At 42.6% G+C, this 12,604-nt stretch carries 13 protein-coding genes; 12 read left to right on the forward strand and 1 reads right to left on the reverse strand.

Annotated elements, in window-relative coordinates; genetic code table 11:
- Positions 1 to 150 precede the first annotated feature (150 nt).
- Positions 151 to 954, reverse strand: coding sequence for an inositol-1-monophosphatase (suhB, locus tag SWOO_RS09105; RefSeq protein WP_041417566.1), 804 nt, complete (start codon positions 952 to 954; stop codon positions 151 to 153).
- Positions 955 to 1,158: 204 nt separating this feature from the next.
- Between suhB and trmJ the strand changes: the two genes are divergently transcribed.
- From trmJ to SWOO_RS09165, 12 genes are all read left to right on the forward strand, one after another.
- Positions 1,159 to 1,923, forward strand: a complete 765-nt coding sequence (gene trmJ / locus SWOO_RS09110) for a tRNA (cytosine(32)/uridine(32)-2'-O)-methyltransferase TrmJ (RefSeq protein WP_012324403.1) — start codon at positions 1,159 to 1,161, stop codon at positions 1,921 to 1,923.
- 13 nt (positions 1,924 to 1,936) lie between these two features.
- Positions 1,937 to 2,758 (forward strand): serine O-acetyltransferase, encoded by an 822-nt coding sequence (gene cysE / locus SWOO_RS09115; RefSeq protein ID WP_012324404.1) that lies wholly within the window; start codon positions 1,937 to 1,939, stop codon positions 2,756 to 2,758.
- A 217-nt stretch (positions 2,759 to 2,975) separates the two neighbouring features.
- Positions 2,976 to 3,437 (forward strand): Fe-S cluster assembly transcriptional regulator IscR, encoded by a 462-nt coding sequence (gene iscR, locus SWOO_RS09120; protein ID WP_012324405.1) that lies wholly within the window; start codon positions 2,976 to 2,978, stop codon positions 3,435 to 3,437.
- Positions 3,438 to 3,512: 75 nt separating this feature from the next.
- Positions 3,513 to 4,727 (forward strand): IscS subfamily cysteine desulfurase, encoded by a 1,215-nt coding sequence (locus tag SWOO_RS09125; RefSeq protein WP_012324406.1) that lies wholly within the window; start codon positions 3,513 to 3,515, stop codon positions 4,725 to 4,727.
- A 45-nt stretch (positions 4,728 to 4,772) separates the two neighbouring features.
- Positions 4,773 to 5,156 (forward strand): Fe-S cluster assembly scaffold IscU, encoded by a 384-nt coding sequence (iscU, locus tag SWOO_RS09130; RefSeq protein WP_012324407.1) that lies wholly within the window; start codon positions 4,773 to 4,775, stop codon positions 5,154 to 5,156.
- 14 nt (positions 5,157 to 5,170) lie between these two features.
- Positions 5,171 to 5,494 carry an iron-sulfur cluster assembly protein IscA gene (gene iscA / locus SWOO_RS09135; protein ID WP_012324408.1) on the forward strand — a complete coding sequence of 108 codons (324 nt, stop codon included), beginning with the start codon at positions 5,171 to 5,173 and terminating at the stop codon, positions 5,492 to 5,494.
- Between the two features lie 11 nt (positions 5,495 to 5,505).
- Positions 5,506 to 6,030: a co-chaperone HscB gene (gene hscB / locus SWOO_RS09140; protein ID WP_012324409.1), complete on the forward strand. Its 525-nt coding sequence runs from the start codon at positions 5,506 to 5,508 to the stop codon at positions 6,028 to 6,030.
- Positions 6,031 to 6,108: 78 nt separating this feature from the next.
- Positions 6,109 to 7,971, forward strand: coding sequence for a Fe-S protein assembly chaperone HscA (hscA, locus tag SWOO_RS09145; protein ID WP_012324410.1), 1,863 nt, complete (start codon positions 6,109 to 6,111; stop codon positions 7,969 to 7,971).
- A 23-nt stretch (positions 7,972 to 7,994) separates the two neighbouring features.
- A complete protein-coding gene (gene fdx / locus SWOO_RS09150; protein WP_012324411.1) occupies positions 7,995 to 8,333 on the forward strand; it encodes an ISC system 2Fe-2S type ferredoxin in 339 nt (112 codons plus the stop codon).
- 93 nt (positions 8,334 to 8,426) lie between these two features.
- Complete coding sequence (gene iscX, locus SWOO_RS09155) at positions 8,427 to 8,624, forward strand: Fe-S cluster assembly protein IscX (protein ID WP_012324412.1); 198 nt, start codon at positions 8,427 to 8,429, stop codon at positions 8,622 to 8,624.
- A gap of 218 nt (positions 8,625 to 8,842) precedes the next feature.
- On the forward strand, positions 8,843 to 9,274 hold the full coding sequence (ndk, locus tag SWOO_RS09160; RefSeq protein WP_012324413.1) for a nucleoside-diphosphate kinase: 432 nt from the start codon (positions 8,843 to 8,845) through the stop codon (positions 9,272 to 9,274).
- Between the two features lie 640 nt (positions 9,275 to 9,914).
- Positions 9,915 to 12,536: a TonB-dependent receptor plug domain-containing protein gene (locus SWOO_RS09165; RefSeq protein WP_012324414.1), complete on the forward strand. Its 2,622-nt coding sequence runs from the start codon at positions 9,915 to 9,917 to the stop codon at positions 12,534 to 12,536.
- The last annotated feature ends 68 nt before the right edge of the window (positions 12,537 to 12,604 follow it).

The following is a 12,604-nucleotide window of genomic DNA, read 5'->3' on the forward strand; positions in this document are numbered from 1 at the left end:
TTTATTTATCTGTGTGATGACTTTCACAATAATAGGAATCATTAGACAAGACTTGATTAGATTGAAAAGAGGAGTAAAAGAAAGGCATAAAAAAAGCCACCTATAAAGATGGCTTTTCTATGGCACTATTTACATCTGTATTGTTGTCAATTAACGCTTAAGCGCTTCACTTAATAGTGGGCGTGCGGTTTTAACAATGGCAGAGGTTACTTTAGGGGCACCAGCGATGATGTTGCCAGAATTCATATACTCATGGTTGCCAGTGAAATCGGTAACGGTACCGCCAGCTTCACGCACTAGTAGGTCGCCTGCTGCGATATCCCAAGGCTTAAGACCAATTTCGAAGAAACCATCAACACGACCTGCAGCTACATAAGCAAGATCAAGCGCGGCTGAGCCTGCACGACGAACGTCGGCACACTGGGTGAATAGTTCACCAAAGATCTTCATGTAAGTTTCGGTGTGCTGTTTAGCTTTAAATGGGAAGCCTGTAGCGATAATAGTTTCATTAAGCTCATTATGCTTAGAAACGCGCATACGGAAATCGTTAAATTTTGCACCTTTACCACGAGTCGCTGTAAATAGTTCATCACGGATAGGATCGTATACAACGGCAACTTCTGTCTTACCCTTATGTTGAAGAGCGATAGAAACTGCGAAGTGAGGAATGCCTCTAACAAAGTTGTTAGTGCCATCCAGAGGGTCAATAATCCAGACGAACTCTTTGTTCTCGCCTTTGTTCTCACCATTCTCTTCACCAACAATGGTGTGATCAGGGTAAGATTTACGGATCTGATAAGTAATGGCAGCTTCAGCTTCTTTGTCTACGTTTGTAACGTAGTCATTGATACCTTTGGCTGTTACTTCGATCTTATCGAGTTCAGCGAAGGCACGTATAATCGTTTGGCCGGCAGCGCGGGCAGCGCGCACAGCAATAGTCTGCATCGGATGCATTACAATCCCCTGGATGTTAAAGAACAGATATAAATAATCGGGGCGCATTATACCTAAAGCCAACTCAAAAGCAAGCTTAGCGGCATGGATGTCGTTAGATGTTTGATAAGTGATTATATGAAATACTGATTTAAGTATTAAAGTTTCATGGTCTGCTGTGATAACATTCTTTTCTGTGTTCCGTCATCAAAATTAAGTAGTTTCATGCTAAGCAATATTCGCGTCGTTCTCGTTGGTACATCTCATCCAGGCAACATAGGTTCCACCGCTCGTGCAATGAAAACCATGGGCCTCTCCACACTTTATTTAGCTGAGCCAAGAGTAGAGCCTGATGGTCACTCAGTGGCCTTGGCTGCTGGTGCATCAGATATTCTTAAACATGCCGTTACGGTTGATAGTGTTGCCGAGGCGATAGCTGATTGCAGTTTAGTGATAGCAACCAGCGCAAGAAGTCGTACATTAGACTGGCCAATGTTAGAGCCAAGAGAAGCGGGAGAAAAACTCGTATCCTCTGCACTAACAGGTCCTGTTGCTATCGTATTCGGGCGCGAAAATAATGGCCTGACAAATGAAGAGTTACAGAAGTGTAACTATCATGTCGCGATTCCTGCCAATCCTGAATATACCTCATTAAATCTAGCCCAAGCTGTGCAGATCATCTGTTATGAAGCACGTGTGGCTCACTTAGCTCAGGTGCAACGTGATTTTGAAAATGCCAAACCTGCCGATTATGTTGAGCCGGAAAATGAGTATCCTTTTGCAAGTGAGCGTGAGAATTTTTTCACTCACCTTGAAAAGACATTACTCAATACAGGCTTTATTGTTAAGCAGCATCCAGGACAAGTGATGACTAAGCTGCGCCGCCTTTTCAGTCGGGCAAGACTTGAAAAGCAAGAGATGAATATTCTTCGTGGCATGCTGACTTCCATCGATAAGAAAGTGGCGACAAAAGATAAGAGCGAAACATAAGGAGTCGATCACAATGGGAGTGATAGCCAGAATTAAAGATGATATAGCCTCAATCTATCATCGCGATCCCGCAGCTCACGGTACTTTAGAGATATTATTGAATTACCCAGGCATGCAAGCTATTTGGATCCATAGGGTGAGCCATAAACTTTGGCTTAGTCAATGGCGACTTCTCTCTCGTTGTTTATCTACTTTTTCCCGCTGGTTAACGGGGGTAGAAATTCATCCCGGTGCACGGATTGGTGATCGCTTTTTTATCGATCATGGTATGGGGGTAGTGATTGGCGAAACAGCCGAAATTGGTGATGACTGTACTCTCTATCACGGTGTGACTCTCGGTGGCACAACTTGGCAGTCGGGTAAGCGGCATCCAACGTTAGGGAATAATGTTGTGATTGGTGCTGGAGCACAGGTTCTCGGTCCTATTACTATGCATGACGGAGCCAGAGTTGGTTCTAACTCGGTTGTGGTTAAAGATGTTCCCAAAGACACCACAGTTGTTGGGATCCCCGGCAGGGTGGTTGCAACGCCAAATGATGTCACTAAAGAGCAGACGAAAAGGCGTAGTGAAATGGCGAAGAAATATGGCTTCGATGCTTACGCAGTTTCACCGGATAATCCTGATCCCGTCGCTAATGCGATTGGGCAGATGCTGGATCATATGCACTTGATGGATTCAAAGGTTCAGGAGGTCTGTCAGGCAGTCCAATCAATGGGAGGTTCAGTGTGTACAGATAAACTTCCTGAACTTGAAGTGGATGAGTTTAGTGATGCTGAACATGCTGCTGCGCAGAAGAGAAAGAAAGCAATTGATGAGTTTGATCCCATAATCTGAGATTTCGTGAGTATTATGGTAAAGATTCATTGAAAAAATTGAGTAAAACAGGTTAAATACCCCACCAAACTCGAGGGGTATTTTTGTTTAATGGCGAAAAAACCATGTAGCTCAAATGCCAAGCTTAATACTTGACTAAACTACTAGGTTTAATACTTGACTAAAACACTCAGGTATGTTTGAATTCACTTAAGCATTTTTGGGAGCTGTAGTCGCTATGAAACTTACATCAAAAGGTCGGTATGCTGTTACAGCCATGTTAGATGTTGCTATGCATTCAACCGCTGGACCTGTTCCGTTGGCCGATATTTCTGAACGTCAGGGGATATCACTTTCTTACCTCGAACAACTTTTCGCAAAACTCAGAAAGCAAGGATTGGTTTCTAGTGTCAGAGGACCAGGCGGTGGTTACCGTTTAGGCGCTGATGCAGGAGAGATATCTGTTGGTATGGTGGTACGTGCAGTCGATGAGTCTGTCGATGCTACCCGTTGCCAAGGGCAAGGAAACTGTCAAAGCGGAACTCGCTGTCTTACCCATTCACTTTGGGGAGATCTGAGTAAGCAGATTTCTGATTTTTTAAATGGTATTAGTCTTGCGGGTTTAATGACGAAACGAGATGTACAATTTATCTCTATTAAACAAGATGAAATACAACAGGAACAAAGAGTAACACTATAAGTTAACTTTGTTATTTTATAATTTTTTTTGTACTTTGTTCGACCTTACTCAAGGTTACGCTGTACGGAGTGTGTAATGAAGCTTCCTATCTACTTAGATTATGCTGCGACTACGCCGGTTGATCCCCGTGTTGCAGAAAAAATGATGCAGTGCATGACTATGGACGGCATCTTTGGTAACCCGGCATCCCGTTCTCACCGTTATGGTTGGCAAGCTGAAGAAGCTGTCGATATTGCCCGTAACCAAGTTGCTGATCTAATTAATGCCGATCCTCGTGAGATCGTATTTACATCCGGTGCTACAGAGTCTGACAACCTAGCAATTAAAGGTGTGGCTCACTTCTACCAGAAGAAAGGCAAGCACATCATTACCAGTAAGACTGAGCACAAAGCGGTACTCGATACTTGTCGTCAACTTGAGCGCGAAGGTTTTGAGGTGACTTACCTTGCACCAGAAGCTAACGGCCTTATTCCATTGGCTACTATTGAGTCTGCAATGCGTGAAGACACTGTTCTTGTTAGCATCATGCACGTAAACAATGAGATTGGCGTGATCCACGACATTAATGCCATTGGCGAACTTTGCCGTAGCAAGAAGATTATCTTCCATGTCGATGCTGCGCAAAGTGCAGGTAAGTTACCGCTTGATGTCCAGGAAACCAAAGTCGATCTACTTTCAATTTCAGCACACAAAATGTACGGCCCTAAGGGGATTGGTGCATTGTATGTTCGTCGTAAGCCACGTATTCGTCTAGAGGCGGCTATGCACGGTGGTGGACACGAGCGTGGTATGCGTAGTGGTACGTTAGCGACTCACCAAATTGTTGGTATGGGAGAAGCTGCTGCAATCGCGAAAGCTGATATGGAAGCCGATAATGCACGCATTGCTGGGTTACGTGACCGTCTTTGGAACGGTGTTAAAGGCATCGAAGAGACTTACATTAACGGTGATGTTGAACAACGTTACTGCGGCAGTCTCAATGTCAGCTTCAACTTTGTTGAAGGTGAGTCATTGATGATGGCCCTGAAAGATCTGGCTGTTTCATCGGGTTCAGCTTGTACTTCCGCAAGTTTGGAACCAAGTTATGTGCTTCGTGCACTAGGCTTAAATGATGAGATGGCACATAGCTCAATTCGATTCTCAATCGGTCGTTTTACGACTGAAGAAGAGATCGACCACGCAATTGAAACAATTAATAAATCTATTGATAGTTTGCGGGATATGTCTCCACTTTGGGAGATGTTTAAAGATGGTGTTGACCTTGAACAGGTTCAGTGGGCTCACCATTAATCCAATATTAAACAATAACTAATCAATAGAATTTGGAGTAGTATCATGGCTTATAGCGAAAAAGTACTCGATCACTATGAGAATCCACGTAACGTAGGTTCTTTCGATAAAAATGATCCGTCAGTTGTGACAGGTATGGTGGGTGCACCAGCTTGTGGTGACGTAATGAAGCTTCAACTTAGAATTGATGCTGATGGCGTGATTGAAGATGCCAAGTTCAAAACTTACGGTTGTGGCAGTGCGATAGCCTCTAGCTCACTTGTGACCGAGTGGGTTAAAGGTAAGACGATTGAAGAAGCTGCTGCGATCAAAAATACTGATATTGCTGAAGAGCTTGCACTACCTCCTGTGAAGATCCATTGCTCAATTTTGGCCGAAGATGCAATTAAAGCGGCGATTGATGATTATAAGTCAAAGCAAGATAAGTAATTTCCGGAGTTAAGATGGCTATTTCAATGACTCCTGCGGCTGCCGAACGCGTTAAAAGCTTTCTGGACAGTCGCGGCAAGGGAATTGGTTTACGATTAGGGCTCAAAACATCAGGGTGTTCAGGGATGGCTTACATCATTGAATTTGTTGATGATTTGAACGCTGATGATGAAGTATATGAGATCGATGGTGTGAAAATTATTATCGATGCAAAAAGCTTTATCTACCTTCAGGGGATCGAGTTAGACTTCGTCAAAGAAGGACTCAATGAAGGTTTCCAGTTTAACAATCCCAACGCTAAAGGGGAGTGCGGCTGTGGTGAAAGTTTCACAGTCTAAAGAATTAAACCATGAACTATTTTGAGCTGTTTAGTTTTACCCCTACCTACCAAATCGACACCGCCTTACTTGCAGAGCGCTATCGCGAACTGCAAAGGGCGGTTCATCCCGACAAGTTCGCTAATGCCAGTGAGCAAGATAAGCGCATCGCAGTACAGCGTACAGCACAAGTCAATGATGGTTTTTCGACGTTAAAGGATCCAATATTGAGAGCTGAACATATGCTCTCATTGAATGGGATCGATTTAAAACATGAGTCGACAACCGTTAAAGATACGCTCTTTTTGATGCAGCAGATGGAGTGGCGCGAATCACTTGAAGATATCTCTGATAGTAGTGATCCTGATACGGCTATCTCTGATCTCCATGAGTCATTTAGTGATTATGCAAAACAGATTGCTGAAGAGCTAAGTGGATTACTCTCGAGTACCAATGAAGCTGAGTTAATTCAAGCTGCTGATCTTATCCGTAAGCTTAAATTTATGGCAAAATTGCAGATTGAGTTAGAACGTATCGAAGATGCCTTGTTTGAGTAAGCTTACATTGTCACAATATTAATCGTCTTTTAATTGATTAGCTTTTTTCTCTTTTGCTAATTTTTAGGTTGGAATTTTATGGCCCTATTGCAGATCGCTGAGCCCGGACAGAGTGCCGCTCCCCATCAACATCGTCTGGCGGTTGGTATTGATTTAGGTACCACAAACTCGTTAGTTGCGGCTGTTCGCAGTGGCGTCGCAAACACGCTGCCAGATGACAAGTCTCATCACTCATTGCCTTCGGTGGTCCGATACACTCAAGAGGGTGTTGAGGTTGGAGTGGATGCAGAAGCTAACTCAGCGAAAGATCCACAAAATACCATTATTTCAGTTAAGCGTTTTATGGGACGCAGTTTGAGTGATATTCGCTCTGGGGTACAAGATTTACCCTATCAACTCGAAACCAGTGAAAACGGTCTACCTGTGTTCGTAACGGAGCAGGGCAAAGTTAACCCGATACAGGTTTCTGCTGAAATTTTAAAACCTTTAGTTTCACGTGCTGAAAAAACCTTAGGTGGCGAGTTAGAAGGTGTTGTTATTACGGTTCCTGCATATTTCGATGATGCACAGCGCCAAGGTACTAAAGATGCTGCAGGCTTACTTGGTGTAAAAGTGCTGAGATTGCTTAATGAGCCTACCGCAGCGGCAATCGCTTATGGACTTGATTCTGGACAAGAGGGCGTTATTGCCATCTATGATCTTGGTGGCGGAACTTTTGATATCTCTATATTGCGTTTGCATAAAGGGGTGTTTGAAGTATTAGCCACTGGCGGTGATTCCGCTTTAGGTGGTGATGATTTTGATCATCTTCTATACCAACATCTTTTGAATCAATGGCAGCTAGCGTCACCTTCTGCAACCTTAAGTCGTCGCCTTCTGATTGAGTCTCGACGGGTGAAGGAGGCACTTACTGATAATATTCAAGTAACAGCCTCTATTAAACTCGATGATGGAACTGAGCTCACTCATGATGTGGCTAAAGCTACATTTGATGATTTGATCAGTAGCTTAGTTAAGAAAACGGTTAGCAGCTGCCGTCGAGCCTTGCGTGATGCTGGTGTCACTAATGATGAAGTATTAGAAACAGTAATGGTGGGGGGGTCAACCCGCGTACCACTTGTGCGCGAGCTGGTGGATAAGTTTTTTGGTAAAGAGCCATTAACCTCCATTGACCCTGACAGAGTCGTCGCCATTGGCGCAGCGATTCAAGCTGATATTTTAGTCGGCAATAAGCCTGAGTCAGACCTTCTGCTTCTCGATGTGCTTCCTTTATCATTGGGTATAGAGACCATGGGCGGGTTAGTCGAGAAGATTGTGTCACGCAATACGACTATTCCTGTTGCTAAGGCTCAGGAGTTCACCACATTTAAAGATGGCCAAACAGCAATGGCATTCCATGTGGTTCAAGGAGAGCGAGAGCTGGTTGACGATTGCCGCTCTTTGGCAAGATTTACACTTAAGGGGATCCCGCCTTTAGCTGCTGGTGCTGCACATATACGTGTGACCTTTCAGGTTGACGCAGATGGATTATTAAGTGTCACTGCTATGGAGAAATCGACGGGAGTACAGTCTAGCATTCAAGTTAAGCCTTCTTTTGGATTAACTGATGAAGAGATTGGTACCATGCTCAAAGACTCTATGGCGAATGCCAAAGAAGATATCACTAGGCGCATGTTGGCAGAACAAAAAGTGGAAGCTGCAAGAGTATTAGAGACCTTATCAGCTGCTTTGCAAAAAGATGCGGTACTTTTGACAGAGAGTGAGCGCAGCGATATTGAGCAAGCTATGGCAAGCTTAGCGCAGATCAGCAGCCAAGATGATGCTGACGCAATAGAGAAAGCGATCGAAGCTTTAGATGCTAGTACGCAAGATTTTGCGGCTAAGCGTATGGATAATTCAATCAAGTTGGCACTGAAGGGCCAATCAGTTGATAGTATTTAACGGGTAATCAATAGGTAAATAAGATGCCACAAATAGTATTTCTACCCCATGAAGAGTTATGTCCCGACGGTGCAGTGGTTGAAGCGGCTGAAGGTGAAACAGTATTAGATGTTGCTTTGCGTAATGGCATTCATATTGAGCATGCTTGTGAGAAATCCTGTGCATGTACAACATGTCATGTGATCATAAGAGAAGGCTTCGATGAGCTTGAAGAGAGTGATGAACTTGAAGATGATATGCTAGACAAGGCGTGGGGTTTAGAGCCGGAAAGTAGACTTTCATGTCAATCAAAAGTGCCCAGTACCGATCTTGTGGTTGATATTCCTAAATACACCATCAATATGGTGAGTGAAGGCCACTAGGTCTAGCTTTTTAAAAGGTCAGCTAAATAGCTGGCCTTTTTTGTAGGCCTTCTATAATTTATTGGTATTCACGGAGATAATAGGAGCTTTACTATGTCACTTAAATGGATTGATTCGCTCGATATTGCGATAGAGTTGCTTGAAAAGTTTCCAGAGGTAGACCCTGTGTCTGTTCGCTTTACCGATCTTTATGAATGGGTATTAGCGCTAGATGCTTTTGATGACGATCCTAATCATTGTAATGAAAGAGTACTTGAAGCGATACAAGCTTGTTGGATAAGTGAAATATAGCGTAGCCTATCTCTGTCATATGTATTAAGATAGTTAGGTGGATAATTTTTAACGACTTTTTATCCACCATGTCAATTCTCTGTGATCTTTATCACTCTGCAAATTTTAGTTCTTAGACCGCGATCTCATTCTCTTGCTTTTAAAGGTAGGATTTTGTCTCGAAATTTCGTATAATCCGCGCGAATTCAAAAACCTGTTTATAAAAAAGGAAGCTTTTCATGGCTATCGAACGTACTTTTTCTATCATTAAGCCTGATGCTGTTGCAAAAAATAACATCGGCGCTATCTATAACCGTTTTGAAACTGCTGGCCTGAAAATCATCGCATCTAAAATGGTTCACCTAAGCAAAGAGCAAGCTGAAGGTTTCTATGCTGAGCACAGTGAGCGTCCTTTCTTTGGTGCACTTGTTGCATTTATGACTTCTGGTCCTATCATGGTTCAAACGCTTGAAGGCGAGAATGCTGTTCTAGCTCACCGTGATATCTTAGGCGCTACTAACCCAGCTGAAGCTGCTCCAGGTACTATCCGTGCTGACTTCGCAGAGAGCATTGATGAGAACGCTGCACACGGTTCTGATTCTGTTGCTTCTGCTGAGCGTGAAGTTGCTTATTTCTTCAGTGCTGAAGAGCTTTGCCCACGTACTCGTTAAATTTTGAATATAACGTGTAACTTAATAAAAGGAGCCCTCAGGCTCCTTTTTTGTACCTGCTCTCATTCTCACCTCTCCTAACTGCGTATCTGTAAGTAATGTAAATGACAGTCGTTTAGCTTCTATTCGACACTTATCTTTTCTTTCTATAATTCAGAATTCCTTTCTATCGACGCATTATTACTCGTTTATAAAGGGCAACTTTTTAATAATGAATGGCCTTTATTTTATTCAGTGCTATTAATTTTTAATTTAATTTCCGTTTCATTTTGATACGTTGTTTTCTGGGTTGTTGCATCTTGGTACTTAATTAATAAGTATAAAACATGTGGTGTTTTTTGTATCTTTTGTGGTGTTTCAATTCACCTCATTTAATTTTATTGTGATTGTTAGTTTTATTTTGAACCTCTCTATGTTTTTGAATTTTAATGGTATTTATATTTTAAAATTGTTAATTGTATCAATTGTTTACATCGTCGTTATTTAAATGTGTCTTCTGTTGACTTGTTTCGATGTATTTAACATTATTGGTTCATAAGGTTGTCACCTTTACTTCATTTAGAAACTATTAATAACAATAACAATTATCATCGAATTTATTTTCTACTAAATAAGTGGTTAATATGATGAGGGAGAATATATGAATACTTTGTCCTTAACAGCAAAAGCAGTACGCAGTAGTTTTATTGTCGCTGCTGCATCTTCAGTTGCATTTTCCGGCTTAGCTTTTGCCGAAGAGCAGCAAGAAGGTGCAAAAGTTGAACGCATTGAAGTGACAGGTTCTCGCATTCAACGAACTGACATGGAGACGGCTAGCCCTGTTACAGTCATTGATGCCAGTGCAATCAAGGCCGCTGGTGCAACTTCTATTGATGAAGTATTGCAAAAGATGACCGCAACTGGTGGTGCAATGACCAATCCAGGGATTAACAATGGTTCTCAGGGTAACGCCTCTATTAACTTAAGGGGACTAGGTTCTCAGAGAACCTTAGTTCTAGTTAATAACCGTCGTATGGTGAACTCTGGAACTGGCGCTGCTTCAACAGTTGATTTGAATACTATTCCTGTTTCTATGATTAAACGCATCGAAGTGCTTAAAGATGGTGCCTCTTCCGTATATGGTTCAGATGCTGTAGCTGGTGTAGTAAACATTATTCTTAAGGATGATTTCGAAGGTTTAGAGGCAAATGTACAAACTGGTATCTCTGGTCAGGGAGATGCAAGTGAAACAAGCTTCGATCTGACCATGGGGGGAAGCTTTGAGCGCGGTAATGTTGTTATGGGCTTACAGTACATGGATCGTGGTGAAGCAAGTATGGCTGACCGGGATTCAACGCAGTGTGATTATGCTGAACGTACAGGCGCTGATGGTAAAATTGAGCTCTACTGTGGAGGTAGCTCATATACTCCAGGTGGACACATCTGGGGCCCCGATGGACGTGATTCTTTGCAAGGAAACCTTGACGGTAGCTGGCATGAATTTACCGATGATGACAAGTATAATTATAATGCATCAAGCTACTTATATACACCAATGCAACGCCTTAATTTAACTGCACTAGGTAACTTTGAACTCACTGATTCGATTAATCTGTTCAGTGAAGCTATGTATTCTAAACGATGGTCTGAACAACAGATGGCACCACAGCCAATATGGACAGATACTTTCACATATACAGAGGCGATGGGAGATAGCCTATTAGAGCATGGTTATGAGTATGGAGATGAGTTGGACTATGGACGTCGTATGGCGGATGTCGGAAACCGTGGTTTTTCTCAAGTAGTTGATACGGTTCGTGTTGTTGTAGGACTCGATGGTTACTTAGAGAATGGTTGGTCTTGGGATACCTCTGTTAACTATGGACGTAATGACTCAGTTGATCGTCTAGCTAATCTTATCAACATGGGATCGGTTAATACTGGCATTGAAGAGGGAACATTTAACCCGTTAGATCAAAGCTCTTGGTCTCAAGAGAACATGTCTGAGTATCTGTATACTGAGTTAAATTCTGGTGGCAGTGAGATGTTTATTGCATCCGCAAACCTGTCGGGCGAAGCGATAGAGTTACCTGCAGGTTACTTAGGTTTTGCTACTGGTTTAGAACATAGAACAGAAAAAGCTTGGTTTATTCCAGACTCGTTAACTTCTCAAGGGATGGCTAATGATCCAAAGGTCGAGCCAACGGGTGGAGAGTACGACGTTACTGAAGCATATTTAGAGCTAGCGATCCCACTTCTATCTGGAATGTTTTTAGCTGAGCAGGTCGATATGAGTGCTGCTGTTAGGTATTTTGATTACAGCACTTTTGGCAGTGACAGCACTTGGAAGCTTGGTTTAACTTGGCGTATGACTGATGACTTTATGCTTCGTAGTGTTGCGTCAACAGCTTTTAGAGCACCGTCAGTCGATGAGCTGTATTCAGGTAAATCACCTTCGTTCGATCAGGTTGAGCATCCTGTCGGTCAAGATCAAGCGGAAGTCACACGAGGTGGTAACCCTAACTTGACACCGGAAGAGGCTGAAACCTTTACTGCAGGTTTTGTTTATTCTCCTTCATGGTTTGATGGTTTCTCGGTAACTGCAGATTATTACGATATCTCAATCACTAACTCGATTGCTTTGGTTGATTCACAGTACATTGTTGATCAGTGTATGGATGCTCAAGGTAACCCGATTAATACTGGAACTAGTCTCTGTCAGTCTGCAGATATTAAGATGGGTGGTGGTAATCGCATTATCTTCAATAATCAGCTGCAAAACATAGGTGCGGAAAACACCTCTGGTGTTGATATTAACTTAGCTTATGCTTTCGATGCTGCTGAGTTGGCGTGGAAAACAAGTTTGGATACCACAATCTTACTTGAAAATGAATCTATTATCTTAGGTGAGTCTATTGATTATGCTGGACTAATCACTTCTGGAAGTGGTGGATTTGCAAAATATAAGACTAACTTTGATTTAGGTGTTGAGGGAGATAGTTGGGGAGCGAGTTATCAGGCTCGATATATCTCTGGTATGGACAGTTATGCGTGTCAAGCTAAGCCATCATCTTGCTATGCGCCATCGACAGACAGTATCCTCTATCATGATATATCGGCGACTTACTTCCTTCCACAAGGATGGACAATCTCAGCGGGCGTTAATAACTTACTTGATGAAGAAGCACCTTATTACACAGGTAACAATGATGCCAATACGGATCCCTACACCTACGATACATTGGGACGTTACTTTTACTTACAAGCGAGTGTAAAGCTATAATCTAGTTTGTGCTCCAATAAAAAGTCGGCTTAATAGCCGACTTTTTTATGTGGTAACTTTAAGATGTG

It is taken from the genome of Shewanella woodyi ATCC 51908 (assembly GCF_000019525.1).
Lineage (GTDB): Bacteria > Pseudomonadota > Gammaproteobacteria > Enterobacterales > Shewanellaceae > Shewanella > Shewanella woodyi.

What these genes read in the sequence shown, in the direction of transcription:
- suhB (WP_041417566.1), bottom strand. Translation starts at nt 954, where the DNA reads ATGCATCCGATGCAGACTATTGCTGTGCGCGCTGCCCGCGCTGCCGGC.
- trmJ (WP_012324403.1), top strand. Translation starts at nt 1,159, where the DNA reads ATGCTAAGCAATATTCGCGTCGTTCTCGTTGGTACATCTCATCCAGGC.
- cysE (WP_012324404.1), top strand. Translation starts at nt 1,937, where the DNA reads ATGGGAGTGATAGCCAGAATTAAAGATGATATAGCCTCAATCTATCAT.
- iscR (WP_012324405.1), top strand. Translation starts at nt 2,976, where the DNA reads ATGAAACTTACATCAAAAGGTCGGTATGCTGTTACAGCCATGTTAGAT.
- SWOO_RS09125 (WP_012324406.1), top strand. Translation starts at nt 3,513, where the DNA reads ATGAAGCTTCCTATCTACTTAGATTATGCTGCGACTACGCCGGTTGAT.
- iscU (WP_012324407.1), top strand. Translation starts at nt 4,773, where the DNA reads ATGGCTTATAGCGAAAAAGTACTCGATCACTATGAGAATCCACGTAAC.
- iscA (WP_012324408.1), top strand. Translation starts at nt 5,171, where the DNA reads ATGGCTATTTCAATGACTCCTGCGGCTGCCGAACGCGTTAAAAGCTTT.
- hscB (WP_012324409.1), top strand. Translation starts at nt 5,506, where the DNA reads ATGAACTATTTTGAGCTGTTTAGTTTTACCCCTACCTACCAAATCGAC.
- hscA (WP_012324410.1), top strand. Translation starts at nt 6,109, where the DNA reads ATGGCCCTATTGCAGATCGCTGAGCCCGGACAGAGTGCCGCTCCCCAT.
- fdx (WP_012324411.1), top strand. Translation starts at nt 7,995, where the DNA reads ATGCCACAAATAGTATTTCTACCCCATGAAGAGTTATGTCCCGACGGT.
- iscX (WP_012324412.1), top strand. Translation starts at nt 8,427, where the DNA reads ATGTCACTTAAATGGATTGATTCGCTCGATATTGCGATAGAGTTGCTT.
- ndk (WP_012324413.1), top strand. Translation starts at nt 8,843, where the DNA reads ATGGCTATCGAACGTACTTTTTCTATCATTAAGCCTGATGCTGTTGCA.
- SWOO_RS09165 (WP_012324414.1), top strand. Translation starts at nt 9,915, where the DNA reads ATGAATACTTTGTCCTTAACAGCAAAAGCAGTACGCAGTAGTTTTATT.